This is a genomic window from Streptomyces sp. SCA2-17 (assembly GCF_044336695.1).
On record NZ_CP117521.1, the window covers coordinates 5,205,926 to 5,231,643 of the forward strand.

Below are 25,718 nucleotides of genomic sequence, written 5' to 3' on the forward strand. Positions count from 1 at the left end.
CGGCATGAAAAAGGCCCGCCGCAACGGCGAGGTACCCCCACGGCGAGGGTCCGGCGGAATGCGCAGCGGCGTCAGCCGTCGCGTACAGGAGCTACGCCGGACGTTGGAGGACCGTCAGGCTGCGGTCGGCCACCGTCAGGTGGTCGCCCGCGCTGACCTTCGGGCCGTTGGTCTCCACGCCCTCCGCGCTCGCCGTGTCGACCACGACCTGCCACTGCCTGCCGTGGTCGGCGGGGACGACGAAGTCGAGCGGCTTGTCGTGGGCGTTGAACATCAGCAGGAAGGAGTCGTCAACGACCGGCTCGCCGCGCGGCCCCGGCTCGGAGATCGCGCCGCCGTTGAGGAAGACGGTCAGGGACTTGGCCTGGGCGGCCTGCCAGTCGCTGTCCCGCATCTCTTCACCCTCGTGGGTGAACCAGGCGATGTCGGACAGCTCGTCGTGCGTGCCCTGCACGGGGCGGCCGTGGAAGAAGCGGCGGCGCCGGAAGACCGGGTGGTCGCGGCGCAGCCACACCATCGCGCGGGTGAAGGCCAGCATCCGGCGGGCACGCGTGGAGGACGCGTCGTCGGTGTGCGGCCAGTGCACCCAGGAGACGTCGTTGTCCTGGCAGTAGGCGTTGTTGTTGCCGCGCTGGCTGCGCGCGAACTCGTCGCCGTGGCTGAGCATGGGCACGCCCTGGGACACCAGCAGCGTGGCGATGAAGTTGCGCATCTGGCGCTCGCGCAGGGCCAGCACCCCGGGGTCGTCGGTCTCCCCCTCGGCCCCGCAGTTCCAGGACCGGTTGTGGTTCTCGCCGTCGCGGTTGTCCTCCCCGTTGGCCTCGTTGTGCTTGCCGTTGTACGCGACGAGGTCGTGCAGGGTGAAGCCGTCGTGGCAGGTGACGAAGTTGATGGAGGCCAGCGGGCGGCGGCCGTCGCCCTGGTAGAGGTCGGAGGAGCCGGTCAGGCGGGAGCCGAACTCCGCGAGCGTGGCCGGCTCACCGCGCCACAGGTCCCGCGCCGTATCCCGGAATTTTCCGTTCCACTCGGCCCAGAGCGGCGGGAAGTTCCCCACCTGGTAGCCGCCCTCGCCCACGTCCCACGGCTCGGCGATCAGCTTCACCCGGCTGACCACCGGATCCTGCTGCACCAGGTCGAAGAACGACGACAGCCGGTCCACCTCGTGGAACTGGCGCGCGAGCGTCGCCGCCAGGTCGAAGCGGAAGCCGTCCACCCGCATCTCCGTCACCCAGTACCGCAGCGAGTCCATGATGAGCTGGAGGACGTGCGGGCTGCGCATCAGCAGGGAATTGCCGGTGCCGGTGGTGTCCATGTAGTACTGCGGGTCGTCCGCGAGCCGGTAGTACGAGGCGTTGTCCAGACCGCGGAAGGACAGCGTCGGCCCCAGGTGGTTGCCCTCGGCCGTGTGGTTGTAGACCACATCCAGAATGACCTCGATGCCCGCCGCGTGCAGCGCCCGCACCGCCGACTTGAACTCCAGCACCTGCTGGCCCCGGTCGCCCCAGGAGGCGTAGGCGTTGTGCGGGGCGAAGAAGCCGATGGTGTTGTAGCCCCAGTAGTTGGACAGCCCCGCGTCCACCAGCCGGTGGTCGTTGACGAACTGATGGACCGGCATCAGCTCGATCGCCGTCACCCCCAGCTCCGTCAGGTGCTCCAGCACCGCCGGATGGGCGAGCGCCGCGTACGTGCCCCGGATCTCCTCCGGCAGCGCCGGGTGGCGCATCGTCAGGCCCTTCACATGGGCCTCATAGATGACCGTGCGGTGATAGTCGGTGCGCGGCGGGCGGTCGTCCCCCCAGTCGAAGTACGGATTGACCACCACCGACGTCATCATGTGCGGCGCCGAGTCCATGTCGTTGCGCTTCTCCGGCCGCCCGAAGTGATAGCCGTAGACGGCCTCGCTCCAGTCGACGGCCCCGCTCACGGCCCGGGCGTACGGGTCGAGCAGCAGCTTGGCGGAGTTGCAGCGGTGGCCGCGCTCCGGCTCGTACGGGCCGTGCACCCGGAAGCCGTACCGCTGACCCGGCATCACCCCCGGTAGATAGGCGTGCCGTACGAACGCGTCGCTCTCGCGCAGCTCGACCGCCGTCTCCGAGCCGTCGTCGTGCAGCAGGCACAGCTCCACCCGCTCGGCGACCTCCGCGAAGACCGCGAAGTTGGTGCCGGCGCCGTCGTACGTCGCGCCGAGGGGATACGCCTGTCCCGGCCAGACCTGCATCGACTCTTCCGTTCTTCCGTCGTCCCCCGGTCTTGTCGTACCGGTGGTCTCGCGCGCGTACGGGCCGAAGCGGCATCCTCGCCCAATCGGAGCCGACGGGCCGCCCTTTCGCCAGATCTTCCCCAAAAGGAGCGCCGTCACCGCTCTCTTCGGCTCGTCCGACCGGGTGACCCGGCGGGACCCGGCCCCCGCCCGCACCGTCCGCGGAACCCCCTCACCACCGCGCCCGTACGCGCGCCCGCACGGCCCTCACCGCGCCTTTTGCGCCCCCGCCGCTATGAAACGGCTCACTCCCCGCCCCGGGCCCCGGGACAACAGGCGAACGGATCCGCAGAGTTGACGGGGGAGCGGCCGCGTCCGGGTGCAGGGCCTCCCGCCCGCGCAGTAGTCTGCCTTGATCGTTGGACGGGGGCGGAAGGCGGTGCACTGTGAGCTCGGGCGGGCTGGAGCTGCCCCCTGGAGACGGAAGTCCCGGGGGTGACGGCTCGGCCGACACACCTCCCGGCGCCGTGTCCTTGGCACGCCCCGTGGAGATCGGCGCCGCACTGGACTGGGACGCCGACGCGTGGAGCGAGGTGCGCACCCGCGCCCGGCGCGCCGGGCGTGCCTACATCTGGCTCAACCTCGTCGAGCAGCGGCTGCGCGCCGTCGTCGCCGCCGTGCTGCGGCCCGTCTACGAGCCGGTGCACGGAGAGGACGAGTGGGTCGTCGCAGCGGCCGGCCCCGCCGGGCAGGAGTGGGTGCAGCGGGCCGTGGCGGTGCGCGAGGTCAGCCGCCGCAAGGGCTATCTGCTGGACCCCGCCGATGACAACGTCCTCAGCTTCCTCACCCTGCCCCAGCTGCGCGAGCTCCTCGTCCAGCACTGGCCCTGCTTCGAGCCCTACCTCGACGACCGGCGCGAGCTGGAACTGGCGCTGGACGAGCTGGAGGTCACGCGCAACGTCGTCTCCCGCAACCGCGCCCTGTCCGAGACCGTCCTCGCCCAGGCCGAGCGGGCCGCCGGCCGCCTCCTCGCCATCCTCGGCGGCGGCACCGGCTCCGGCGCCGGATCCGCCGACCGGCTGCCCGTCGACGCCGTCGAGGACATCGTCGGCGACCGCTACGCGGACGTCGTGGGCGTCCACCCCGACCGGGTCCGGCTCCAGCGCCAGCTGCCCGTCGAGGACCTCTTCGGCAGCGCCCGCCGCCTCGACGCCGTCGGCATAGGCCTGAACCTGCTCGTCCAGAACTACTCGGGGCGCCGGCTCGTCCGGCTCGCCGAGGCGGGCTGCCGGGCCCGCCTGCTCTTCCTCAACCCCGCCAGCAGCGCCGTGCGGCGCCGGGAGCGGGAGCTGGGGATCAAGAAGGGCGAGATGAGCCGGTCCGTCGAGATGAACATCATGCACATGCGGCGCGTGCGCGACCGGCTGCGGGACACCGCCGCCTTCGAGATCCGCGTCTTCGACGAGACGCCCCGCTTCACCGCCTACCTCGTCAACGGCGACGGCTCGGACGGCCTGGCCGTCGTCCAGTCCTACCTGCGCAAGGCCCGCGGCATGGAGGCGCCCGTGCTGGTGCTGCGCGGCGGCGGCACCGTCGTCCGCGACGGGCGCGAGCCCGAGCACGGGCTCTTCGAGACGTACCGCGAAGAGTTCGAGAGCGTGTGGGCGGACTCCCGTCCGGTGTCGTGACGGCTGCCCCTGACGGCCGTCGTGACGGCTGCCGCCGCGGGGCGCTGTCAGTGGGTCGTGCGACGCTGGGGACCAGTCGGGGGAAGCACCACGAAGGGGGACCGCGATGGGGTGGCATCAGGAGCTGCTGATCGGCTTCGACCTGGAGACGACGGGCACGGATCCGGCGCAGGCGAGGATCGTCACGGCGGCCGTCGTCGAGACCAAGGGCGGTGAGCCGATCGGGCGCCGGGAGTGGCTGGCCGACCCCGGCGTCCCCATCCCGGACGACGCCGCGGCCATCCACGGCATCACCAGCGAGCGGGCGGCGCTCGGCCGGCCGGCGCGCGAGGTGGCCGACGAGATAGCGGGGATCCTCGTCGCCCACTGGTCGGCGGGAGCCCCCGTCGTCGCCTACAACGCCGCCTTCGACCTGACGATCCTCGCGGCGGAGCTGCGGCGGCACGGGCTGCCCTCGCTCGGCGAGCGGCTCGCCGCCGAGGGTGACGCGGCCGGCGCCGCGGCGGGCACGGGCCCCGTCGTGGACCCGCTCACCATGGACCGCGCCCTCGACCGCTACCGCCGCGGCAAGCGCAACCTGGAGACCGTCTGCGGTGTGTACGGCGTCACCCTGGCCGACGCCCACGAGGCGGGCGCGGACGCCCTCGCCGCGGTCCGCGTAGCCTGCGCCCTGGCCGACCGCTACCCCGACGTGGCATCGGCCACCCCGTGGGACCTCCACCGCGACCAGGCCCACTGGTACGCCGACTGGGCGAGGGGCTACGAGGCCTGGCTACGGGGGAGGGGCGACGAGACGGCAACGGTGGACGCGCGCTGGCCGTTGCGGTAACCGCGCCCCGTAAGGGGCGCGGGGAACTGCGCGACCAGCCACCGACGGGCCGCAGTCGGCCGACCGCACCGCCGACCGCTTCCCGCCCCCGCCGGACGGCGGACCCGTTCAGAACGGATACCACCGCACCGCCGCATCCCCGTCCCGCAGCGACGCCACGCGCCGAGCGAACTCCGTACGGGCCGCCGCGCCGGCCGGCGCATGCTGGGCCACCCACGCGCAGCTCGCCGTCTCCCGCGCGCCGCGCAGCACCGCACAGCCCGCCCACTCCCGGACGTCCCAGCCGTACGCGCGCACGAACGCGTCGTACGCGTCGGCGGGCAGGCCGTAGCGGTCCTTGCTGAGGGCGAGGACGACGAGGTCGTGCTCGCGCAGGTCGCCGGAGAAGGTCTCCAGGTCCACCAGGACCGGCCCGTCCGGCCCCATGTGCACGTTGCGCGGGAGCGCGTCCCCGTGGATCGGCCCGCGCGGCAGGTGCGGGGTCAGCGCGGCGGCCTCCGCCGCGAACGCGTCCCGCCGCTGCCGCAGGTACGCGGCGTCGGCCGGGTCGATCGCGTCGCCCGCCAGCCGCAGCCACCGCTCCACGCCGCCGAGCAGATCCCGCGGCGGCAGGGCGAAGTCCGGCTCGGGCAGGGCGTGGATGATGCGCAGCAGCGAGGCGAGGTCGGCGGGCCCCGCGGGGCACACCGCGTCGGGGAGCCGGTGCCAGAGGGTCACGGGCCGGCCCTCGGCCACCCGCGGCGCGGGCTCGGCGGCGCGCACCGCCGGCACGCCGTGCCCGGCGAGCCACGCGGCGACGCGCAGCTCGTGCCGCGCCCGGTCCAGCAGCGCCGCGTCACGGCCCACCTTGGCGACGAGCCCGCCGCCGGCGAAGACCGCGTTCTCGCCGAGCGAGAGCAGGGCCGCGTCCGCCGGCATCTCGGGGACCGCCGCCGCGAGCAGGGCGCGCGCCCGCTGTTCCGTGAATGCCGTGCCTTCCACCGCGTCCGCCACCGTGCCCTGCTCCCTGCTTGCCGTCGTTACCCCTGAACCCTGCTGACCAGCCACGCTACCCGGCTCGGCCAGTGATGGCCGAAAGTGACCGGCGGCCAATGCCGGTCTTCCCGGCGGCCCCGGCACCGGGCCGCCCGCCCACCTCTCTCATCAGCGCCCACCCCGCGCTCAATTGATGTTCCGTCAGTGCCCAAATTGCCTTCCTTCAAAGGCTTTTGGCATTACGCAACGACGTTGCCTATGTCACAAAACCCCGAGGGGGTTGAACTGCCCGCGTCAAATCCGACAGGGTTTCGAAGCACCCGGAGTTGTCCCTTCCGTCACTCCGGGTGTGCACAGACTCATGCTCAATTCCCCCCACAACCGCACGAGGAGGAAACCTCGTCATGGCAGCACACAAGCGCGCCGGCCGGCGACGGCTGATCCTTGCGATATCCGCCGCGACCGCCGTCACCGCAGGAGCCACGCTCATGGCCCTGCCGGCCGGCGCCGCCCCCGCCCCCGAAGGCACCGTCTACGGCACCGAGTCCAAGGACGCCATCGACGGCAGCTACATCGTCCTGCTGAAGGACGGTGACGACAGCAAGGGTGCCAAGGACGGCGTGGGCGCCAAGTCCGTGTCCGCGAAGGGCGGCGACCTCGCCCAGCGGTACGGCGGCAAGCTCGGCCGCACCTACGACTCGGCCGTTCACGGCTTCTCCGCCAGCGGCCTCGACAAGACCGAGGCCAAGCGGCTCGCGGCCGACCCGGCCGTCGCCAAGGTCGTGCAGAACCACCGCTTCAAGGCCAGCGCCACCCAGGAGGCCCCACCCTCCTGGGGCCTGGACCGCATCGACCAGACCGAGACCAAGGGCGACGGCAAGTACGCCTACCCCGACGGCGCCGGCGAGGGCGTGACCGCGTACGTCATCGACACCGGGGTCCACATCAGCCACAAGGACTTCGGCGGCCGCGCCTCCTTCGGCTTCAACGCCGTCGACAAGAGCGACAAGGCCGAGGACGACAACGGCCACGGCACGCACGTCGCGGGCACCATCGCCGGCACGGCGCACGGCGTGGCGAAGAAGGCCAAGGTCGTGGCCGTCAAGGTGCTGGACGGCCAGGGCTCCGGCTCCACCGAGCAGGTCGTCGCGGGCATCGACTGGGTCACCAAGAACCACAAGGGCCCCTCGGTCGCCAACATGAGCCTCGGCGGCGGCGCCGACGAGGCGCTCGACGCGGCCGTGCAGAAGGCGATCGCCTCCGGCGTCACCTTCGCCATCGCGGCGGGCAACGAGTCCACGGACGCGGGCAACAGCTCTCCGGCCCGGGTGAAGGAGGCCATCACGGTCGCCTCCACCACCAAGGACGACCAGCAGTCCGACTTCTCCAACTTCGGCAGCGCGGTCGACCTCTACGCCCCCGGCTCGGACATCACCTCCGACTGGAACGACAGCGACTCCGGCACCAAGACCATCTCCGGTACGTCGATGGCCACCCCGCACGTCGCCGGTGCCGCCGCGGTCTACCTCTCCGCCCACAAGGACGCCACCCCGGAGCAGGTCGCGGCCGGGCTCGTCAAGGGCGCCACGGCGGACAAGGTGTCCAACCCGGGCGCGGGCACGCCCAACAAGCTGCTGAAGGTCACCGAGTAGTCCGGTAGCCCGGTAGTCCGGACGGTCCGGACAGCAGCACAGCCCATCGGCCGGCCGCCGCGCCCCACCCCCACGGGGCGCGGCGGCCGTGGGCGTCCCCGGCGGACCGCCGGGCCGGGGATCAGGCCGTGATCAGGCCGGGCGGCCGAGAAGAGCCGCCCGTAGGCCCGGGGAGGAGGCGGCAGCCCCTGCCGCCTCCTGCTCGTACCGCCGCACCACCAGCTCCACCACTTCCGGAGCCGCCCCCAGCACGTCCGCGAGGACGTCCGCGCCGCCCTCCGCGGCGCCCCGCGCGATCCGGTCCGGCAGCCGGCCGGGCGCGAGGACGTACGGGGCGACCGCCACCCGGCGGGCCCCCTCGGCGCGCAGCGCCCGCACGGCGTCCGCGACGCGCGGCAGGGAAGCGGAGGCGAACGCGGGCCGCACGGCGCACCAACCGGTACGCCGCCACTCCCGCGCGATTGCTGCGATCACCGCGCTCGCCTCCGGGTCGGAGGAGCCCGCCGAGGCCAGGACGACCCCGGTCGGACTCCGGTCGCCGGGCGTCAGCCCGGCCTCGTGCAGCCGCCGCTCCAGGGCGGCGGTCAGCAGGGGCGACGGCCCCAGCACCCGTGCCTGCCGCACCCGCAGCTCCGGCAGGCACGCCGTCGCCGCCCGCAGCACGGCCGGGATGTCGGCCTTGGCGTGGAAGGCGCGGGTCAGCAGCAGCGGCACGGCCACCACCTCCCGTACGCCCTCCGCCGCCAGCCGCTCCAGCACCTGCGGCACCCCCGGCACGCAGAAGTCGAGGAACGCCGTCCCGACCCGTATACCCGGCAGCGCCGCGGCCACCTCCTCCCGCAGGGCGAGGACGGTGGCCGCGTGGCGCGGGTCGCGGCTGCCGTGGGCGACGAGGAGCAGGGCCGGCCGGGTGGTCATCGGGCCGCCGCGGCCAGTCCGCGCGTCCGCAGCACCCGGCGCTCCAGGGGGCTGAAGACGGCCAGGTCGATGGCGATGCCGACGAACAGGATGAGGATGATCCCGAGGAGGACGCCCGGCATGTCGGAGTCGGTGCGCGCGTTCTCCAGGTACTGCCCCAGCCCCAGCCCCAGGTCGGGGGAGGAGGCGATCAGCTCGGCGGCCATGAGGGACCGCCAGGAGAACGCCCAGCCCTGCTTCAGCCCGGCGATGTACCCCGGGAGCGCGGCGGGCAGCAGGACGTGCCGCGAGCCGTGCAGGCCCGTGGCGCCCATGGTGCGGCCCGCCCGCAGGTACAGCGGCGGCACCTGGTCGATGCCGGACACCAGGCCGTTGGCGATGGACGGCACCGCGCCGAGCAGGATCACCGCGTACATCGCCTTGTCGGTGATGCCCAGCCAGATCACCGCCGCGGGCACCCAGGCCACCGACGGCAGCGACTGGAGCCCGGACAGGAGGGGGCCGAGCGCCGCTCGTACGACCTTCACGCGCGCGACGAGCAGGCCGAGCGGCGTGCCGAGGGCGAGGGCGGCGGCGAAGCCCAGCAGGCCGCGCGAGACCGACGTCCAGACGATGTCCAGGAGGGTGCCTTGCAGCCACAGCTCCTCCAGGCTGTGCCACACCGCCGACGGGTCGGGCAGCTTGTAGTCGTCGGTGACCTCGGCGACGACCAGCAGCTTCCACACCACGAGGACGAGGACGACGGCCGTGACCGGCGGCAGGACCTTGTGGAGCAGCACCTTCGTCAAGGGGGTGCGCTCGACCCGCACCGCGTCCAGGGCGTCGAGCCCGGCCTCCAGGCCGGCGAGGTCGTGCGGGCCGCCGGAGGCGCTCCGCGGCTCGGTCTCAGTGCTGGCCATGGCGGCGGATCTCCCCACGCAGTTCTTCGGTGATCTCGACGGACAGGTCCGCCACCGCCGCGTCCTCGATGCGGCGCGGCTGGGGTATGTCCACGGCCCACTGCCGGGCCACCCGCCCCGGCCGCGAGGACAGCAGCACGACGCGCTGCGCGAGCCGCACCGCCTCGCGGACGTTGTGGGTGACGAACAGCACCGACAGTGACGTCTCGGACCAGATGCGGGTCAGCTCGTGGTGCAGCACGTCCCGGGTGATGGCGTCCAGCGCCGCGAACGGCTCGTCCATCAGCAGGACCTGGCTGTCCTGCGCCAGCGCGCGGGCGAGCGCGACGCGCTGCCGCATGCCGCCCGACAGCTCGTGCACCCGCTTGCCGTACGCCCCGGAGAGCCGCACGAGCTCCAGGAGGCGCTCCGCCTCCGGCCGCCGCTCCGCGCGCGGCACGCCGCGCAGCCGCAGGGCCAGCTCGACGTTGCGGCCCGCGGTGAGCCACGGGAACAGCGCGTGCTCCTGGAACATCAGGGCCGGGCGCCCGCCGGGCACCTCGATGGTGCCCGCGGTCGGCCGGTCCAGGCCGGCCACGAGGTTGAGCAGCGTCGACTTGCCGCAGCCCGAGGCGCCCAGGAGACACACGAACTCGCCGGGGCGCACCTCCAGCGAGACGTCGTCCAGCACCGGCTGGGCCGCGCCGGGCCGGCCGAAGGACTTGTGGACGTGGTCGATCCTGACCGCCGCGGAACCGAGGTCCGCGCGTGCGGCCGTGCCGGTCTTGCCGGTCGTCAGTGCCGGGGCCATCCGGTCACCTCCTGGGGATGGGGCGGATACGACGGGCGGGCGGCCCTGCTACTGCTTGCCGAGCTTCGCGGCGTCCACCGCGGGCCTGCCCTCGGCCTTGAGAACCTTGTTGAGCAGGGTCAGGTCGTAGATGCCGGAGAGGTCCGGGTCTTCCAGCAGCCCCGCCGTGACGGCGTTCGCGGCCTCGGTCCGCAGCGTCGCGGCCAGCGGGTCGTCGAGGACCTCGATGCTCCGCCACGCCGGGTCGAGGATCTCGGCGGGGAGCTCCTTGCCGGAGAGCTTCTTCAGCGCGGCGTTCGCCGAGGCCTCGGCCTTGCCGGGCTCGGCCTTGATCCACGCGTTGGTCTTCACGGAACCGCGCAGCACGGCCTCGACCACGTCGGGGTGCGCGTCCAGGAACTTCTGCGACACGATCACATTGGTGATGACGAACTTCTTGTCCGGCCACAGCGCCGCCTCGTCCAGGAGCACCTTGCCGCCCTCGGAGACCAGCTTCGACGCGGTCGGTTCGGGCACCCACGCGCCGTCCACCGAACCGGACTTGAAGGCGTCGGGCGTCACCTTGTTGTCCGTACGGACCACCGAGACGTCGCCCTTGCCGCTCTGCGGGTCGACCTTCCAGCCCTGCTGGGCGATCCAGTGGAGGAAGGCCACGTCCTGCGTGTTGCCCTTCTGCGGGGTGGCGATCCGCTTGCCCTTCACGTCCTCCAGGGACGAGATCTTCTTGGGGTCCACGACGAGCTTCACCCCGCCCGAGGCCGAGCCCGAAATGATGCGCAGGCTCTTCCCCTTGGACTTCACGTAGCCGTTGACGGCGGGCGACGGGCCGATCCAGCCGATGTCGATGGAGCCGGCGTTGAGCGCCTCGATCTCGGAGGGGCCCGCGTTGAACGTCGTCGCACGCAGCGCCGTGCCGCCCAGCTCCTTCTGGATCAGCCCCTCCTGCACGCCGACCAGCGGAGTGGCGTGGGTGATGTTCGGGAAGTAGCCGATGCGGACGGTGTCGGCCGAGAGCTTCTTCGCGTTCTCCGCCCCGCCCGCGGGCCGGGCCGCGGAGTCCTTCTGCGAGCCGTAGCCGCACGCGCCGAGGACGAGGGCCAGCAGGGGGAGGGCTGCGAGGGCGGTGAGGGCACGGCGGCGGGGCGGGTGGGCGGCGCTGGACACAGGAGGGTCCTCTCGACGGGCCGGGGTACGGCTAGGGGACGCCCGGCGCTTCAGTGGGGCGTAAGGGAAGTGACAGGTACGGGAAGAGACGGGGCGCTGACGCCGTGGGTACGGGCGTCAGCACGCACATCGGCCGATGCCGCCCGCCGAGCAGGTCGTGATCGCGGTCGTCACCTCAGAAGTCCCAGCCTTCGTCGCCGGCCGCCGCGGCGGTGCCGTCCGCGAACGCCTCGCCCGCCATGCCCGCCGTCAGCGTCGTCCCGTCGGCCGGGTCGATCAGCAGGAACGAGCCGGTGCGCCGGGAGTCGGCGTACGGGTCGAGCGCCAGCGGCTCGGCCGTGCGCAGCACCACCCGCCCGATGTCGTTGGCGGCCAGCTCACCGGGCTCCGGGTGCTGGGAGAGGTCGTCGAGCGCCAGCCGCGACGGCACCGCCTTGACCAGCGCCCTGACCGTACGGGTCGTGTGCTTGAGCAGCACCCGGTCCCCCACGCGCAGCGGCCGGTCCGCCACGTGGCAGACGGTGGCCTCGACGTCCTGGGTCGTGGCGGGCGCGCCCGCGGCCGGGACGATGAGGTCGCCGCGCGAGACGTCCACGTCGTCGGCGAGGCGCACCGTCACCGACTGCGGTGCCCACGCCACGTCCACCGACGAGCCCAGGGCGTCGATGCCGGCCACCGTGCTCGTCCGCCCCGACGGCAGGACCGTCACCCGCTCGCCGACGCGCAGGACACCGGCGGCCAGCTGGCCCGCGTAGCCGCGGTAGTCGGGGTGGGCGGCGGTCTGCGGACGGATGACGTACTGGACGGGGAAGCGGGCCGGCTCGCTCGCCGGGTCGGTGACGACGGGCACCGCCTCCAGGTGCTCCAGCACGGTCGGGCCGCCGTACCAGTCCATGTGCGGGGACGGGGTGACCACGTTGTCCCCGGCGAGCGCCGAGACCGGGATCGCGGTGACTTCCGGCACCCCCAGGGAGCCCGCGTACGCGGCGAACTCCTCGGCGATCGGCGCGAAGACCGACTCGGCGTAGCCGGCGAGGTCCATCTTGTTGACGGCGAGGATGACGTGGGGGACGCGCAGGAGTGCGGCGACGGCTGCGTGGCGGCGGGTTTGTTCGACGACGCCGTTGCGGGCGTCGACGAGGACGACGGCGGCTTGGGCGGTGGAGGCGCCGGTGACCATGTTGCGGGTGTACTGCACGTGGCCGGGGGTGTCGGCGAGGATGAAGCGGCGCCGGGGGGTGGCGAAGTAGCGGTAGGCGACGTCGATGGTGATGCCCTGTTCGCGTTCGGCGCGCAGGCCGTCCGTCAGCAGGGCCAGGTCCGGGGTACCGGTGGCGCGGTTGCGGGAGGCGTGGGTGAGGGCTTCGAGCTGGTCGGCGAGGACGGATTTGGAGTCGTGCAGGAGGCGGCCGACGAGGGTGGATTTGCCGTCGTCGACGGAGCCGGCGGTGGCGAACCGCAGCAGTGACGTTGCCGTATCAGTCACAGAAACAGATGTGGTCATGGTTAGAAGTACCCCTCGCGCTTGCGGTCTTCCATGGCGGCCTCGGAGAGCCTGTCGTCGGCCCTGCTCGCGCCGCGCTCGGTCAGGCGGGAGGCGGTGATCTCGGCAATGACCTCGGCGACCGTGGCCGCGGTGGAGTCGACGGCGCCGGTGCAGGACATGTCCCCCACCGTCCGGTACCGCACCTGCCGCCGCACCACGTTCTCGCCCTTGCGGGGGCCGCCCCAGTCGCCGGGAGCCAGCCACATCCCGTCCCGGGCGAAGACTTCCCGCTCGTGGGCGAAGTAGATCGAGGGCAGCTCGATCTTCTCCCGCGCGATGTACTGCCACACATCCAGCTCGGTGAAGTTCGACAGCGGAAAGACCCGGACATGCTCACCCGGGGCGTGGCGGCCGTTGTAGAGCTGCCACAGCTCCGGACGCTGCCGGCGCGGATCCCACCCCCCGAACTCATCCCGCAGGGAGAAGACGCGTTCCTTGGCGCGGGCCTTCTCCTCATCCCGCCGCCCGCCACCGAACACCGCATCAAAACGATGCTCCGCGATCGCCTCCAGCAGCGGCACCGTCTGCAAAGGATTACGCGTCCCGTCCGGCTGCTCCCGCACCCGCCCCGCATCAATCGCCTCCTGGACGGAGGCGACGTGCAGGCGCAGTCCGTGTTCGGCGGCGGTGCGGTCGCGGTAGGCGAGGACCTCGGGGAAGTTGTGCCCCGTGTCGACGTGCAGGAGACCGAAGGGCAGCGGTGCGGGTGCGAACGCCTTCAGCGCCAGGTGCAGCATCACGATGGAGTCCTTACCGCCGGAGAACAGCAGCACCGGCCGCTCGAACTCCCCCGCCACCTCCCGGAAGACGTGCACCGCCTCCGACTCCAGCACGTCCAGATGCGACAACACGTACGGACTGTCGGACGAACTCGCGCTCATGCCAGCCCCCTTCCCGCCAGCAGCGCGTGCAGCGCCCCGGCCGACTCCTCGACGGTCTGCGCGTGCGCCTCGATCCGCAGGTCCGGGTCGGCCGGCGCCTCGTACGGATCGTCCACGCCCGTCAGCCCGGACAGCTCGCCTGCTGCCTGCTTCGCGTACAGGCCCTTCACGTCCCGGGCCGAGCACACCTCGACGGGCGTGGCCACGTGGACCTCCAGATAGCCGGTGCCGTGCTGCTGGTGGTGCTTGCGCACCGCCTCGCGGGAGTCCGCGTACGGGGCGATCACCGGCACGAGCACCTTCACGCCGTGCGCGGCGAGCAGTTGCGCGACGAAGCCGATGCGCCGCACGTTGGTGTCCCGGTCCGCGCGGGAGAAGCCCAGGCCGGCCGAGAGGAACTCCCTGACCTCGTCGCCGTCCAGCACCTCCACCCGCTGCCCCTCGCCGCTCAGCCGCGCGGCCAGCGTCCGGGCGATGGTCGTCTTGCCCGCGCTCGGCAGGCCGGTGAGCCAGATCGTGGCTCCGCTCATCCTTCGCTCCCGCTCCGTGTCGTCCTTGACGTCCGTGGTCATCCGTGCAGCCCGCACTCGGTCTTGGCGAGACCCGCCCAGCGGCCGGCGCGCGCGTCCTCGCCCGCCGCGACCCGGCGGGTGCAGGGCGCGCAGCCGACGGAGGCGTACCCGTCCATGAGCAACGGGTTGGACAGCACGCCGTGTTCGGACACGTACGCGTCGACGTCGTCCTGGGTCCAGCGGGCTATGGGGGACACCTTCACCTTCCGCCGCCGCGCGTCCCAGCCGACGACGGGCGTGCCCGCGCGGGTCGGCGACTCGTCGCGGCGCAGCCCCGTCGCCCAGGCGTCGTACGCGGTGAGCCCGCGCTCCAGCGGCTCGACCTTGCGCAGCGCGCAGCACAGGTCGGGGTCGCGGTCGTGCAGCCGGGGCCCGTGGGCGGCGTCCTGCTCGGCGACGGTCGCGCGCGGCGTGAGCGTGATGACGTTGACGTCCATCACGGCCGCGACCGCGTCGCGGGTGCCGATCGTCTCCGGGAAGTGGTAGCCGGTGTCGAGGAAGACGACGTCGACGCCGGGCAGGGCGCGGGAGGCGAGGTGGGCGACGACCGCGTCCTCCATGGAGGAGGTGACGCAGAACCTCTTCCCGAAGGTCTCGGCGGCCCAGCACAGGATGTCGGGCGCGGGGGCGTCCTCCAGCTCGCGGCCCGCCCGTTCGGCCAGCACTTGCAGATCGGTGACGGTCATGACGTGATGTCCCCTTCGCCGGGTACGGGCTCGGGCGCGGGGCCCCGGCCGCGCGGGGACAGCAGCCCGAGGAACGACAGCCGGAACGCGCGGCTGCAGCCGGTGCATTCCCAGGCGCCGTGCCCCTCCTCGGAGGGGCGCAGGTCCTCGTCACCGCAGTAGGGGCAGTAGAAGGGGGCGGCGCGTCCGCTCATGACAGGTCCGCTTCCGTGGCGCGCGCGACCCAGGACGCGAACCGCTCGCCATCCTCGCGCTGTTCGCTGAAACGGGTGAGCACGCGCTCGACGTAGTCCGGGAGCCCGGCGGAGGTGACCTTCAGGCCGCGGACCTTGCGGCCGAAGCCGGCCTGGAGGCCCAGCGCGCCGCCCAGGTGCACCTGGAAGCCCTCCACCTGGCGGCCGTCCTCGTCCAGCACGAGCTGGCCCTTGAGGCCGATGTCGGCGGTCTGGATCCGGGCGCAGGCGTTCGGGCAGCCGTTGATGTTGATGGTGACCGGCTCCGTGAAGTCCGGCATCCGGCGCTCCAGTTCGTCGATCAGCGAGGCGCCGCGGGCCTTCGTCTCCACGATCGCGAGCTTGCAGTACTCGATGCCCGTGCAGGCCATCGTGCCGCGCCGGAACGGCGAGGGCGTGACCTGGAAGCCGAGCGCCTCCAGCCCGGAGACGAGGGAGTCCACCTGCTCGCCCGCCACGTCCAGGACGACCATCTTCTGCTCGACGGTGGTGTTGAGCCGGTCCGAGCCGTGCGCCGCCGCGAGTTCGGCGAGCTTGGTGAGGGTGCTGCCGTCCACGCGGCCGACGCGCGGGGCGAAGCCCACGTAGAAGCGGCCGTCCTTCTGCTCGTGCACGCCCATGTGGTCGCGCCAGCGGTTGCTCGGCTCGGCCGGCGGCGGACCGTCGGCGAGCTTGCGCCGCAGGTACTCGTTCTCCAGCACGTCGCGGAACCGCTCCGGACCCCAGTCGGCCATCAGGAACTTCAACCGGGCGCGGGTGCGCAGGCGGCGGTAGCCGTAGTCGCGGAAGATGCCGACCACCCCGGCCCACACGTCCGGGACGTCCGCCAGCGGCACCCAGGCGCCCAGCCGCTCGCCGAGCCGGGGGCTCGTCGACAGCCCGCCGCCCACCCACACGTCGAAGCCGGGCCCGTGCTCGGGGTGGACGACGCCCACGAAGGCGACGTCGTTGATCTCGTGGACGACGTCCTGCGCCGGCGAGCCGGAGACCGCGGACTTGAACTTCCGCGGCAGGTTGGAGAATTCCTTGCTGCCGATGAAGCGGTGCTCGATCTCCTCGATCGCCGGCGTGCCGTCGATGATCTCGTCCGCGGCGATCCCGGCGACCGGCGAGCCGATGACGACGCGCGGGCAGTCGCCGCACGCCTCCGTCGTGGACAGCCCGACGGCCTCCAGCTTCTCCCAGATGGCGGGCACGTCCTCGATGCGGACCCAGTGCAGCTGGATGTTCTGCCGGTCCGTGATGTCGGCCGTGCCGCGGGCGTACGTCTGCGAGACCTCGCCGATGGCGCGCAGCTGGGCGACGGAGAGGCGGCCGCCGTCGACGCGGACGCGCATCATGAAGTACTTGTCGTCCAGCTCCTCCGGCCCCAGGACCGCCGTCTTGCCGCCGTCGATGCCCGGCTTGCGCTGGGTGTACAGGCCCCACCAGCGCATCCGGCCGCGGAGGTCGGCGGGGTCGATGGAGTCGAAGCCGGCCTTCGCGTAGATCGTCTCGATGCGTGTCCGCACGTTGAGACCGTCGTCGTCCTTTTTGAACTGTTCGTTGCCGTTCAGCGGGGTGAAGTGGCCCACGGCCCACTGGCCCTCGCCGCGGTGGCGGCCGGCCTTGCGGCGGGTCGGGGCGGCGGCCGGGGGTGTGTGCGAGGTGGCAGCCATGGCGGTATGTCCTTCGGTGGCCTGCGGGTAGCCCGCGGGGCCCGGCCCCGCGGGTGCGGGGCGGCGGGCTGCGGCGGGGCTGCGAGGGTGCGCAAGAGGGACGCTCGTCCGCGGCATCGGGGACGGCGGCAGAGCGGGCGAATGTCAGGAAACGGCAGTGCTGGTGCGCAGTGGTGCGAAGACGTCAGCCCGCCGGACAGATGGCGCTGGACACGCGGACGAGGTCGACGTGACGCCGACTCACCAAGACGATTCCAGCTCCGGACATGACGGCAGCGTGGCACGGCGGGATCCGGCCAGTCCACCATTGTCCGTAATGTGGACGAACCCGTCCCGGATAGCGGGACGGGTTCGTTGGGTGGGGTGGTCGTGCGGCGGTCGTGCGGTGGCCGTCGCTCAGGCGTGGGCGCCCGGCCACGGCCCCGGAGGCGCGGCCTCCGGCTGCTCCTCCGACTTCGTCTCGAACAGACGGAAGCCGCGGCGCTCGTAGTTGGCGACGGCGTGCTCGCCGTCCAGGCTGCAGGTGTGGAGCCAGACCCGCTTCGTCGGCGCCAGGCCCGGCCAGCGGCCGGCCAGGTCCCAGGCGCGTGCCGTGCCGTACGAGAGCAGGTGCCCGCCGATGCGGCGGCCCCGGAACGCGGGGATCAGGCCGAAGTAGACGATCTCGACCGTGCCTTCGCCCTGGGCCTCCAGCTCGATGTAGCCGGCCGGGGTCCCGTGCTCGTACGCCACCCAGGTCTCGACCCCGGGCCGCGCGAGGTGCGCGCGCCACGTCTCGTAGGTCCACGGCAGCCGGTCGAGCCACGATATGTCGCCGCCGACGGCGGTGTAGAGGAAGCGGCTGAACTCGGGCGAGGGCACCTCGGCCCGGACGATCCGAATGCCGGACGCGGCGTCCGGCTCCTGGACGGGCACAAGATCCTGCGGCGAGGTCTGCTCCAGCGACCAGGTGGTGACAGTGGTCGTACGTTCGCTCATGCCCCAACCCAACCACGCGGCGGCGCGCGCGGCGCCGGACCGGGCTCCTGCTTCCGCCGCCGCGGTGCTCAGCCATCGCGGCGGATTCCGGCGGTGCCGTACGACCCTCAGGCCGGTCCGGCACCGCCGGATGCGTCGCAGTGCGCTGATCACCGTCGCGGCGGAGGAGGGGTGCCGCGCCGGAGTGCCCAGGGCCCGGCCCGGTTCTGGGCTCCCGGGCCCGGCTCGGGCCCGGTTTTCATTCCGCCGCCGCGGCGCTCAGCCACCGCGGCGGAATCCGGCGGTGCCGTACCCGCCCCCCCGTACGTCATGGTCAACCCGAAGGGCCGCCGCGGTCCGCCACGACGACCGGGGCCCGCGACGGGGGCAAGAGGTCTGTCGGGTCGGGCGGCAGCAGGAGCTGGACGTCGACGTTTTCCGCGAAGCGGTACGGGCGGTGGCTCAGGACGCCCGCGAGCGTGCGCCGCATGCGCGACATCTCCGCCCGTACCGTAACCGTCCGGGACGCATCGCCGAACAGGTCCGCCGCGAGCTCCGCCGCGGACCGTCCCCCGGGATGCCGGGCCAGCACGTACAGCAGCTCGGCGTGGCGCGGGCTGAGCTCCTGCGACCACTCGCCCGCCACGCCGGAGACCGTGACCGTCCAGCGCCGCGGCCCCCGCACGTCCAGCACCACGCGGCTGGGCGCGAGCTCGGCCCGGGCCGTCTCCTCCACCCGCACCAGCCAGCCGTCCGGCAACGGCGCGAGCGAGCACAGCCCCAGCGACGGCAGCCACACCCGCCCCGCCTGGACGGACTTGGGCAGCGCGACCCGGCCGACCGGCCCCATGCCCGTGACGGCCGCCGCCCAGCCGTCGCGGTCCACGACCAGCGCCCGGCCGCTCACCCGGGCCAGCATCGGCGCCGCGACCGCCCGCAGCCGCTCCACCGACTCCCAGTGCCGGGCCCGCAGCTCCCCCTCGCCGACCTTGGCGACCGCCGTGACCAGCGGCAGCGTGGCCGGGTTGAAGACGGGGGCGGGGCCGCTCACGTTCAGCACGCCCAGCAGCCGCCCGTCGCGCGGATCGTGCAGCGGGGCCGCCGCGCAGGACCACGCGTGGTGCGTGCGGACGAAGTGCTCGGCCGACCGCACCTGCACCGGCCGCCGCTCCACCAGCGACGTGCCGATGCCGTTCGTGCCCACCAGGTCCTCCGTCCACGACGCGCCCACGTCGAAGCCGAGCCGGTCGGCGCCGCGCAGCACGCCCCGGTTGCCCTGCCGCCACAGCACCCGGCCCTCGGCGTCCGTGACGGCCATCAGGTGCCGCTCGACGTCCACGACCGACCCCAGGCCCTCGCGCAGGTGGGCGAGCAGGCCCCCGAGCGGGGAGCGCTGCCGCCGCTCCTCGACCTCCTCGGCCGCGAGCCAGGGGGACGAGCCGCCCTTGTCCGGGTCGACGCCCCGCAGCCGGACGCGGTGCCAGGACTGCCCGATCAGCGGGCGCGGAGGGACCGGGGGACGCGCGTCCCCCAGGCAGGCCTCCCGGACGGACGGCAGCAGGGCCTCGTCGGTGGTTCCGCGGTTCACGTTGCCCATGGTGCCGTCCCGGAGGCCCGCCCGCCGGGGCATCCACAGGATTGCAACTCCATGCAACCGTTGCGTGGGACCCCGCCCCGGGCGGAAGGTGAGGTGAGCGGCCGGAGGGTGGTGCCGAGTCGGCGCAGCATCACCCTCCACCGGACGCTTTTCCCGCCCCTGTCGCCCGCCTGTTCGGCTGCTGTGCGATCCCACGTGGCCAGGGCGGATACGGTTAGACCGTGCAGGCAGCAAATGAATCACCGGGGCGTCGGGCCGGCCGGCTGCACAGGGCTCGCGTCCTGTACCGAAATGTCTCGAAACGCAGGATGGCGTGGCTCCTTCTGAAGGACACCGTCAACTCCTGCGTCGAATACCGCGTGACCGGACTCGCGGCGGAGGCCGCGTTCTTCACCCTGCTCTCCCTGCCGCCGCTGCTGCTCGGCCTCCTCGGCCTGCTCGGCTACCTGGACGCATGGACCGGCACGAACACGATCGGCTCCATCCAGGAGAACATCCTCAAGGCGTCCGCGACGGTCCTCAGCGACAAGGGCGTCAACGAGATCGCCCGGCCGTTGCTGCGTGACGTCACCAAGGGCCGCCCCGACGTCATCTCCGTCGGCTTCGCCATCGCCCTGTGGTCCGGCTCGCGCGCCGTCAACGTCTTCGTCGACACCATCACGATCATGTACGGGCTGGAGGGCAAGCGCGGCATCGTCCGGACCCGCCTGCTCGCCTTCCTCCTCTACGTCGTCGCCCTCCTGATCGGCGCGGTGGCCCTGCCGCTGATGGTCGCCGGGCCCGAGGCCGTCGAGGACGTCGTGCCCTGGAGCGGCGACGTGGTGCGGTTCCTCTACTGGCCCGTCGTCATCCTGCTGTCCATCGTGTTCCTCACGACGCTCTACCACGTCTCCGTGCCCGTCCGTTCGCCCTGGCAGGAGGACATCCCCGGGGCGCTCGTCGCCCTGACGATGTGGGTGCTGGGCAGCTTCCTGCTGCGCATCTACCTCACCCATACGGTGGAGGGCCTGACCATCTACGGGTCCCTGGCCGCGCCCGTCGCCGTCCTCCTGTGGATCGGCGTCTCGGCCTTCGCGGTGCTCGTCGGCGCGGCCGTCAACGCCGCGCTCGACCGCGTGTGGCCGTCGGTCGCCACCGCCGCCGCGCGCGCCGACGTCGACCGGCTGCGGGCCGCCGCGGCGGCGCAGGAGGCGGCCGAGCGCGCGGCCCGCGCGCTGGAGGCGAGCCTCTCCGACGACCTCGACGAGGACGCCCCGGACGAGGGCGTGATCGGCCAGGACCGCGAGCCGCCCTCGGAGTTCCCCGAGCGGTGGGCGCAGTTCCATCCCCCGGAGGACGTCCGCTCCCGGCTCCAGAAGGAGCCGCACCAGCCGAAGCACGCCAAGCACGCGAAGCGGCGGGACTGAGCGGCGGGACGGAGAGGCAGGACTGAGCGGCGGGCGCGAAAAACGTTCGCGCCCGCCGGCCCGCTCCGCCTAAGCTCGCGCCAACGCGAAAGACGCGTGTCCGCAAGGACCTACGGAGAGGAGGCGAGGACCGATGACTGTCACGGCCCGCACCCAGACGTTGATCACCTCCCACTCCTCCTCCGTGAAGGAACACCGTCTTGAGTTCGCTCATCGGTTCGCCCATCAGTTCGCTCTCCCACCCTCTCGCCCCCTACGGCTGGGACGAAGGGTTCGCTGACAGCTACGCCCCGCACGCCGCCGAGGGCGTCGTCCCCGGCCGCATCGTCCGCGTGGACCGGGGCCGCTGCGACGTCGTCATCCCCGCACCGGACGGCTCCGGCGTCCGCACCGTGCAGGCCGACGCCGCCCTCGTCACCACCGGCGACCCGCTCGCCGTCATGTGCACCGGCGACTGGGCCGCCGTCGACACCGACCGCGGCTACGTCCTCGCCCTGCTGCCCCGCCGCACCGCCTTCGTACGGTCCACGTCGTCCAAACGCTCCGAGGGCCAGGTCCTCGCCGCCAACGTCGACCACGCCGTCGTCGCGGTCTCCCTCGCCGTGGAACTGGACCTGGGCCGCGTCGAACGGTTCCTCGCCCTCGCGTGGGAGAGCGGCGCGGCACCGCTGGTCGTCCTCACCAAGGCCGACCTCGTGCCCGACCCCGTCACCCTGGGCCACCTCGTCGCCGACACCGTCGCGGCGGCGCCGGGCGCCCAGGTGCTCGCCGTCAGCGCGGAGACCGGCGAGGGCCTCGACGTCCTCGCCGCCGCCCTGGCCGGCGGCACCACCGTGCTCCTCGGGCAGTCCGGCGCCGGCAAGTCCACCCTGGCCAACGCTCTCGTCGGCGAGGACGTCCAGGACGTCAACGCCGCGCGTGACCGCGACGGCAAGGGGCGCCACACCACCACCACGCGCAACATGCTCCGGCTGCCCTCCGGGGGCGTCATCATCGATACCCCCGGCCTGCGCGGCGTCGGCCTGTGGGACGCGGAGGGCGGTGTCGCCCAGGCCTTCGCCGAGGTCGAGGAGTACGCCGCCCGCTGCCGCTTCCACGACTGCGGGCACGCCGCGGAACCGGGCTGCGCGGTGCTGGCCGCCGTCGCCGACGGCGCGCTCGCCCAGCGCCGCCTCGACAGCTACCGCAAGCTCCTGCGCGAGAACCAGTGGATCGCCGCCCGCACGGACGCCCGGCTCCGCGCGGAGATCCGCCGCGACTGGAAACAGAAGTCGGCGGAGGGCCGCGAGGCCGCTGCGCGGAAGCGGGGCCCGAGCCGCTGACGCCCCGGGGCTCCGCCCCGGACCCCGGTCCTCAAACGCCGGACGGGCTGATTTGTGTGCGCAGGCCCAGCACAATCAAGCCCGTCCGGCGTTTGAGGACGAGGACATGGCGGCGAAGCCGCCGTCCGATTTCCGCCAGTCGCCCGCGCGGCGATACCGCAGACTGGACGCATGGACGACGAGTCCCGCTACCAGGCGGTACACAGCAGAGACGCCCGCTTCGACGGCGAGTTCTTCCTTGCCGTGAAGACCACGGGCATCTACTGCCGTCCCAGCTGCCCCGCCGTGACCCCCAAGCGGCAGAACGCCCGCTTCTACCCCTCGGCCGCCGCCGCCCAGGGCGCCGGCTTCCGCGCCTGCCGCCGCTGCCGCCCCGACGCCGCCCCCGGCTCCGCCGAGTGGAACGTCCGGGCCGACCTCGTCGGCCGCGCCGTGCGGCTCATCGGCGACGGCGTCGTCGACCGCGAAGGCGTCGCGGGCCTCGCCCACCGCCTCGGCTACAGCTCCCGCCAGGTGCACCGCCAGCTCACCCAGGAGCTCGGCGCCGGCCCCATCGCCCTCGCCCGCGCCCAGCGCGCCCACACCGCCCGCGTGCTCCTCCAGACCACGGACATGCCCGTCACCGGCATCGCCTTCGCCGCGGGCTTCGCCAGCGTCCGGCAGTTCAACGACACGATGCGCGAGATCTACGCGGCCACCCCCAGCGGCCTGCGCGTCCGCAAGGGCCCCCGGCAGACCGGCGCCGGCATCCCGCTGCGCCTGGCCCACCGCGGCCCGTACGCCGCCCCCGAGATCTTCGGCTTCCTCCAGCGGCGCGCCGTCCCCGGCGTCGAGGAGGTCCTCGGCGCCCCCGGCTCCCGGCTCTACCGCCGCACCCTGCGGCTGCCCTACGGCACCGGCGTCGCCGAAGTCCGCGAACCGCGCCCCGCGGGCGGCCGGCACGGCGCCTGGCTCGACTGCCGGCTCCACCTCACCGACCCCCGCGACCTGGCCACCGCCGTCCAGCGCGTCCGCCGCCTCTTCGACCTCGACGCCGACCCGTACGCCGTCGCCGAGCGCCTCGGCGCCGACCCGCTGCTGCGCCCGCTCGTCGCCGCCCGGCCCGGCCTCCGCTCGCCCGGCGCCGCCGACGGCGACGAACTGGCCGTACGGGCCGTGCTCGGCCAGCAGGTCACCGTCGCGGCCGCGGTGCGCCTCGGCGCGGACCTCGTCGCCGCCTACGGCAAGCCGCTGCCCGCACCCGACGGCGGCCTCACCCACCTCTTCCCCGACCCCGGCACCCTCGCCGACGCCACGCTCGACGGCCTCGGCATGCCGGACACCCGCAAGCGCGCCCTGCGCGCCATCGCCACGGCCCTCGCCGACGGGGCGGTCCGCCTCGACCCCGGCGCAGACCGCGACCAGGCCGCCCAGGCACTCCTGGAGCTTCCCGGGATCGGCCCCTGGACCGCCGGCTACGTCCGCATGCGCGCCCTCGGCGACCCCGACGTCTTCCTGCCCGGCGACGCCGGCGTCCGCCACGGCCTCGCCGCCCTCGGCGCGGAGCCCGGCGCCGCCGAAGCCTGGCGCCCCTGGCGCTCGTACGCCCTCCACCACCTCTGGCAGGCGGCGGCCGACCCGGCCCCCGGGCCCCGCGCCGCCGCCCCCGACCGCAAGGACACCTGAACCATGACCACCACGCTCTACACGGAGATCGCCAGCCCCCTCGGCCCGCTCCTCGTCACCGGCCGGCCCTCCGCCACCGCCCCCGGCGGCACCGCCATCGCCTCCCTGTCCGTACCGGGCCAGAAGAACGCACCCGCCGCGGCACCGGACCGCCTCCGCGACCACGCCGCCTTCGCGGAGGCCGAACGGCAGCTCACCGCCTACTTCGCCGGCGAAGCCGACGGCTTCGACCTCGAATTCGCCGTGGCGGGCACGGAATTCCGCCGCCGCGTCTGGGACGCCCTCGACGCCATCCCCTACGGCGCCACCACCACGTACGGCGAGCTCGCCGCCCGGATCGGCGCCTCCCGCGCCGCGGTCCGCGCGGTCGGCGGGGCCGTCGGCGCCAACCCGCTGCTCGTGCTGCGCCCCTGCCACCGCGTGATCGGCGCGGACGGCTCGCTCACGGGCTACGCGGGCGGCCTGGACCGCAAGCGCGTGCTGCTGGCGCTGGAGGGCGTGGGGGAGCTGGCGACGGCCTGAGCGGGGGGTCCGGGCCCGCATTCCGGGCCTCGCCCCGTCAGCCCCAGGTGACCGCGCCGATCCACCCGCCCACCACCAGCAGGCACGCGAACAGCTCCACCAGGACACTCGTCCCCAGCGCCCGCATCACGTTCCGCGTGGAGGCCCACGCCGCGCCGTGCCCGCCCAGCCGCCGCCGCTCCACCCCGTACAGGCCGCCGACGAAGCCGGGGACCGCGCCCAGCACCGGGAGCACGAAGAAGCCGGCGATCCCGGCGGCCCCCGCCACCAGGAAGGCGCGGCGCGTGATGCCCGCGCCCCTGAGCCTGCGGGACGGCAGCAGCCAGCTGACGGCCTGCTCCAGCAGCAGCACCATCGTCGCCCCCGCGAGCACCGCCCAGGCCAGGGCCGACCGGTCGGTCATCGACCACCACAGCACGCCGGCCCAGACGATCGGCGGCCCCGGCAGCCCCGGGGTGACCACGCCCAACAGGCCGAGCAGCATCACGAGGCCGACGAGGAGAAGCTGCCACGTCCCCATGCACCAAGGTTGCCGGAAGGCAGGCGGCGGCGCTCCCGGACGATTGCGGCCACCGTGGCCGGTACGTACCCCCCGCTGCCCCGGCTGGTCGCTCAGCCCTGCGGCCGCCGGACGGTCGTCCAGCCGTGCGCCGCCGCGTGCCACCCCAGCTGCAACCGGGTCGTCACCCCCGCCAGCTCCATCAGCCGCTTCACCCGGCGCTGCACCGTCCGCAGCCCCAGCCCGAGCTGCTTGGCGACGCTCGCGTCGGTCAGCCCGCCCATCAGCAGCGAGAGCACCTCCAGATCGAGCGCGTCGGGCCCGGCGGGAAGGCCGTCCACCGCCCGCCGCCGGGCGGCGTCCGCACAGACCCGGACCGGAAGGGCCTCGTTCCAGATGTCCTCGAACAGATTCACCAGCGTCGAGAGCAGTGGGCCCCGGTGGACGACCAGGGCCGCCGGCTCGGGCACCTCGCCGAGCGCGGCCGGACCGGCGGTACCGGCGGTCCGGGGCGTGAACGGAAGCAGCGCAACTGCACGATCGACGATCACCAGTTCGGCCGGAATGCGGTCCGCAACACGTATCAGAGTGGGATCCCCGGCATCCGGCAGGGCGGCGAGCCCCGCACGTTCGACGACCGCGCGGCGGGGTATGCCGGAGCCTGTGTCAGACGAAGCGGATGGACTTCCCGCCAGCAGCGCGCATATTTCCACGGCCGCCCCGCGGCATAGGCGCAGGAGCCGTTCGTCAACAGCGTGTGCTCCCGTCACCAGTTCCACACCACCGGGTCCCGCGGACTGCGGCCGTTCTTTTTCCGTCCCCCCGCGGCGGCTCGTCTCCCGGACCGCGGAAGGCGCTTCCGGTCCAATGCCCGGTCCAATGCCCAGTCCCATGGTGCCAAGCACACGACATCCCTCCCCGCGACCGCTTTTCGACTCGGTCATCATCCCCGGGTGAGGTCCGCCGTGCACTCTTCCCGTATGCCCCGGAGTGTGGACAATAAGGGCATGAGTCAGCAGGGGGACCCGCGCACCGGCCAAGAGGACGCCTGGTGGGGCG

At 73.4% G+C, this 25,718-nt stretch carries 24 protein-coding genes; 7 read left to right on the forward strand and 17 right to left on the reverse strand.

All coding sequences use genetic code 11. The features are described 5' to 3' along the window. Window positions 1-91: 91 nt before the first annotated feature. Window positions 92-2,218, reverse strand: a complete 2,127-nt coding sequence (gene glgX, locus PS271_RS23480) for a glycogen debranching protein GlgX (RefSeq protein WP_398384367.1) — start codon at window positions 2,216-2,218, stop codon at window positions 92-94. A gap of 428 nt (window positions 2,219-2,646) precedes the next feature. Between glgX and PS271_RS23485 the strand changes: the two genes are divergently transcribed. Further along, the gene (locus PS271_RS23485; RefSeq protein ID WP_194960325.1) at window positions 2,647-3,888 is read left to right on the forward strand and encodes a DUF5919 domain-containing protein; all 1,242 of its coding nucleotides are present in this window, start codon (window positions 2,647-2,649) and stop codon (window positions 3,886-3,888) included. Window positions 3,889-3,994: 106 nt separating this feature from the next. Further along, on the forward strand, window positions 3,995-4,717 hold the full coding sequence (locus PS271_RS23490; RefSeq protein WP_398384369.1) for a 3'-5' exonuclease: 723 nt from the start codon (window positions 3,995-3,997) through the stop codon (window positions 4,715-4,717). 108 nt (window positions 4,718-4,825) lie between these two features. Here PS271_RS23490 and PS271_RS23495 read toward each other — a convergent pair whose 3' ends face one another. Further along, entirely contained in the window at window positions 4,826-5,635 is an 810-nt protein-coding gene (locus PS271_RS23495) for a phosphotransferase enzyme family protein (RefSeq protein WP_398387021.1), read from the reverse strand. Between the two features lie 461 nt (window positions 5,636-6,096). Between PS271_RS23495 and PS271_RS23500 the strand changes: the two genes are divergently transcribed. Continuing rightward, a complete protein-coding gene (locus tag PS271_RS23500; RefSeq protein WP_398384370.1) occupies window positions 6,097-7,344 on the forward strand; it encodes a S8 family peptidase in 1,248 nt (415 codons plus the stop codon). A 132-nt stretch (window positions 7,345-7,476) separates the two neighbouring features. Here PS271_RS23500 and PS271_RS23505 read toward each other — a convergent pair whose 3' ends face one another. From PS271_RS23505 to PS271_RS23565, 13 genes are all read right to left on the reverse strand, one after another. Next, a complete protein-coding gene (locus tag PS271_RS23505) occupies window positions 7,477-8,262 on the reverse strand; it encodes a sirohydrochlorin chelatase (RefSeq protein ID WP_398384372.1) in 786 nt (261 codons plus the stop codon). After that, window positions 8,259-9,161, reverse strand: coding sequence for an ABC transporter permease (locus PS271_RS23510; RefSeq protein WP_398384374.1), 903 nt, complete (start codon window positions 9,159-9,161; stop codon window positions 8,259-8,261). The genes PS271_RS23505 and PS271_RS23510 overlap by 4 nt, the downstream gene beginning before the upstream one ends. Then, window positions 9,148-9,951, reverse strand: a complete 804-nt coding sequence (locus tag PS271_RS23515) for an ABC transporter ATP-binding protein (RefSeq protein ID WP_398384375.1) — start codon at window positions 9,949-9,951, stop codon at window positions 9,148-9,150. Before PS271_RS23515 ends, PS271_RS23510 begins: the two co-directional genes overlap by 14 nt. A gap of 48 nt (window positions 9,952-9,999) precedes the next feature. Further along, window positions 10,000-11,115 carry an aliphatic sulfonate ABC transporter substrate-binding protein gene (locus PS271_RS23520; protein ID WP_398384377.1) on the reverse strand — a complete coding sequence of 372 codons (1,116 nt, stop codon included), beginning with the start codon at window positions 11,113-11,115 and terminating at the stop codon, window positions 10,000-10,002. Between the two features lie 175 nt (window positions 11,116-11,290). After that, the gene (locus PS271_RS23525; protein ID WP_398384379.1) at window positions 11,291-12,619 is read right to left on the reverse strand and encodes a sulfate adenylyltransferase subunit 1; all 1,329 of its coding nucleotides are present in this window, start codon (window positions 12,617-12,619) and stop codon (window positions 11,291-11,293) included. Between the two features lie 2 nt (window positions 12,620-12,621). Next, window positions 12,622-13,542 (reverse strand): sulfate adenylyltransferase subunit CysD, encoded by a 921-nt coding sequence (cysD, locus tag PS271_RS23530; protein WP_398384381.1) that lies wholly within the window; start codon window positions 13,540-13,542, stop codon window positions 12,622-12,624. Next, window positions 13,539-14,072 carry an adenylyl-sulfate kinase gene (gene cysC, locus PS271_RS23535; protein WP_398384382.1) on the reverse strand — a complete coding sequence of 178 codons (534 nt, stop codon included), beginning with the start codon at window positions 14,070-14,072 and terminating at the stop codon, window positions 13,539-13,541. The genes cysD and cysC overlap by 4 nt, the downstream gene beginning before the upstream one ends. Before the next feature lie 38 nt (window positions 14,073-14,110). Beyond that, window positions 14,111-14,800 carry a phosphoadenylyl-sulfate reductase gene (locus PS271_RS23540; RefSeq protein ID WP_398384383.1) on the reverse strand — a complete coding sequence of 230 codons (690 nt, stop codon included), beginning with the start codon at window positions 14,798-14,800 and terminating at the stop codon, window positions 14,111-14,113. Beyond that, on the reverse strand, window positions 14,797-14,994 hold the full coding sequence (locus PS271_RS23545) for a hypothetical protein (protein ID WP_398384385.1): 198 nt from the start codon (window positions 14,992-14,994) through the stop codon (window positions 14,797-14,799). Before PS271_RS23545 ends, PS271_RS23540 begins: the two co-directional genes overlap by 4 nt. Next, complete coding sequence (locus PS271_RS23550; RefSeq protein WP_398384387.1) at window positions 14,991-16,691, reverse strand: nitrite/sulfite reductase; 1,701 nt, start codon at window positions 16,689-16,691, stop codon at window positions 14,991-14,993. Before PS271_RS23550 ends, PS271_RS23545 begins: the two co-directional genes overlap by 4 nt. Before the next feature lie 184 nt (window positions 16,692-16,875). Then, entirely contained in the window at window positions 16,876-16,959 is an 84-nt protein-coding gene (locus tag PS271_RS23555; RefSeq protein ID WP_353620284.1) for a putative leader peptide, read from the reverse strand. A 128-nt stretch (window positions 16,960-17,087) separates the two neighbouring features. Continuing rightward, window positions 17,088-17,669: a GNAT family N-acetyltransferase gene (locus PS271_RS23560; RefSeq protein WP_398384388.1), complete on the reverse strand. Its 582-nt coding sequence runs from the start codon at window positions 17,667-17,669 to the stop codon at window positions 17,088-17,090. A 313-nt stretch (window positions 17,670-17,982) separates the two neighbouring features. Then, window positions 17,983-19,245, reverse strand: a complete 1,263-nt coding sequence (locus PS271_RS23565) for a helix-turn-helix domain-containing protein (RefSeq protein ID WP_398384389.1) — start codon at window positions 19,243-19,245, stop codon at window positions 17,983-17,985. Between the two features lie 221 nt (window positions 19,246-19,466). Between PS271_RS23565 and PS271_RS23570 the strand changes: the two genes are divergently transcribed. From PS271_RS23570 to PS271_RS23585, 4 genes are all read left to right on the forward strand, one after another. Then, window positions 19,467-20,651 carry a YihY/virulence factor BrkB family protein gene (locus tag PS271_RS23570; RefSeq protein ID WP_398384391.1) on the forward strand — a complete coding sequence of 395 codons (1,185 nt, stop codon included), beginning with the start codon at window positions 19,467-19,469 and terminating at the stop codon, window positions 20,649-20,651. A gap of 200 nt (window positions 20,652-20,851) precedes the next feature. Continuing rightward, window positions 20,852-21,973 carry a ribosome small subunit-dependent GTPase A gene (gene rsgA, locus PS271_RS23575; protein ID WP_398384393.1) on the forward strand — a complete coding sequence of 374 codons (1,122 nt, stop codon included), beginning with the start codon at window positions 20,852-20,854 and terminating at the stop codon, window positions 21,971-21,973. Window positions 21,974-22,144: 171 nt separating this feature from the next. After that, window positions 22,145-23,638 (forward strand): AlkA N-terminal domain-containing protein, encoded by a 1,494-nt coding sequence (locus tag PS271_RS23580; RefSeq protein WP_398384395.1) that lies wholly within the window; start codon window positions 22,145-22,147, stop codon window positions 23,636-23,638. 3 nt (window positions 23,639-23,641) lie between these two features. Next, on the forward strand, window positions 23,642-24,160 hold the full coding sequence (locus tag PS271_RS23585) for a methylated-DNA--[protein]-cysteine S-methyltransferase (protein ID WP_398384397.1): 519 nt from the start codon (window positions 23,642-23,644) through the stop codon (window positions 24,158-24,160). A gap of 37 nt (window positions 24,161-24,197) precedes the next feature. Here the strand turns inward: PS271_RS23585 and PS271_RS23590 are convergent, their stop codons facing one another. Next, window positions 24,198-24,680, reverse strand: coding sequence for a DUF456 domain-containing protein (locus tag PS271_RS23590; protein WP_398384398.1), 483 nt, complete (start codon window positions 24,678-24,680; stop codon window positions 24,198-24,200). Between the two features lie 92 nt (window positions 24,681-24,772). Next, complete coding sequence (locus PS271_RS23595; protein WP_398384399.1) at window positions 24,773-25,210, reverse strand: helix-turn-helix transcriptional regulator; 438 nt, start codon at window positions 25,208-25,210, stop codon at window positions 24,773-24,775. Window positions 25,211-25,718 lie beyond the last annotated feature (508 nt).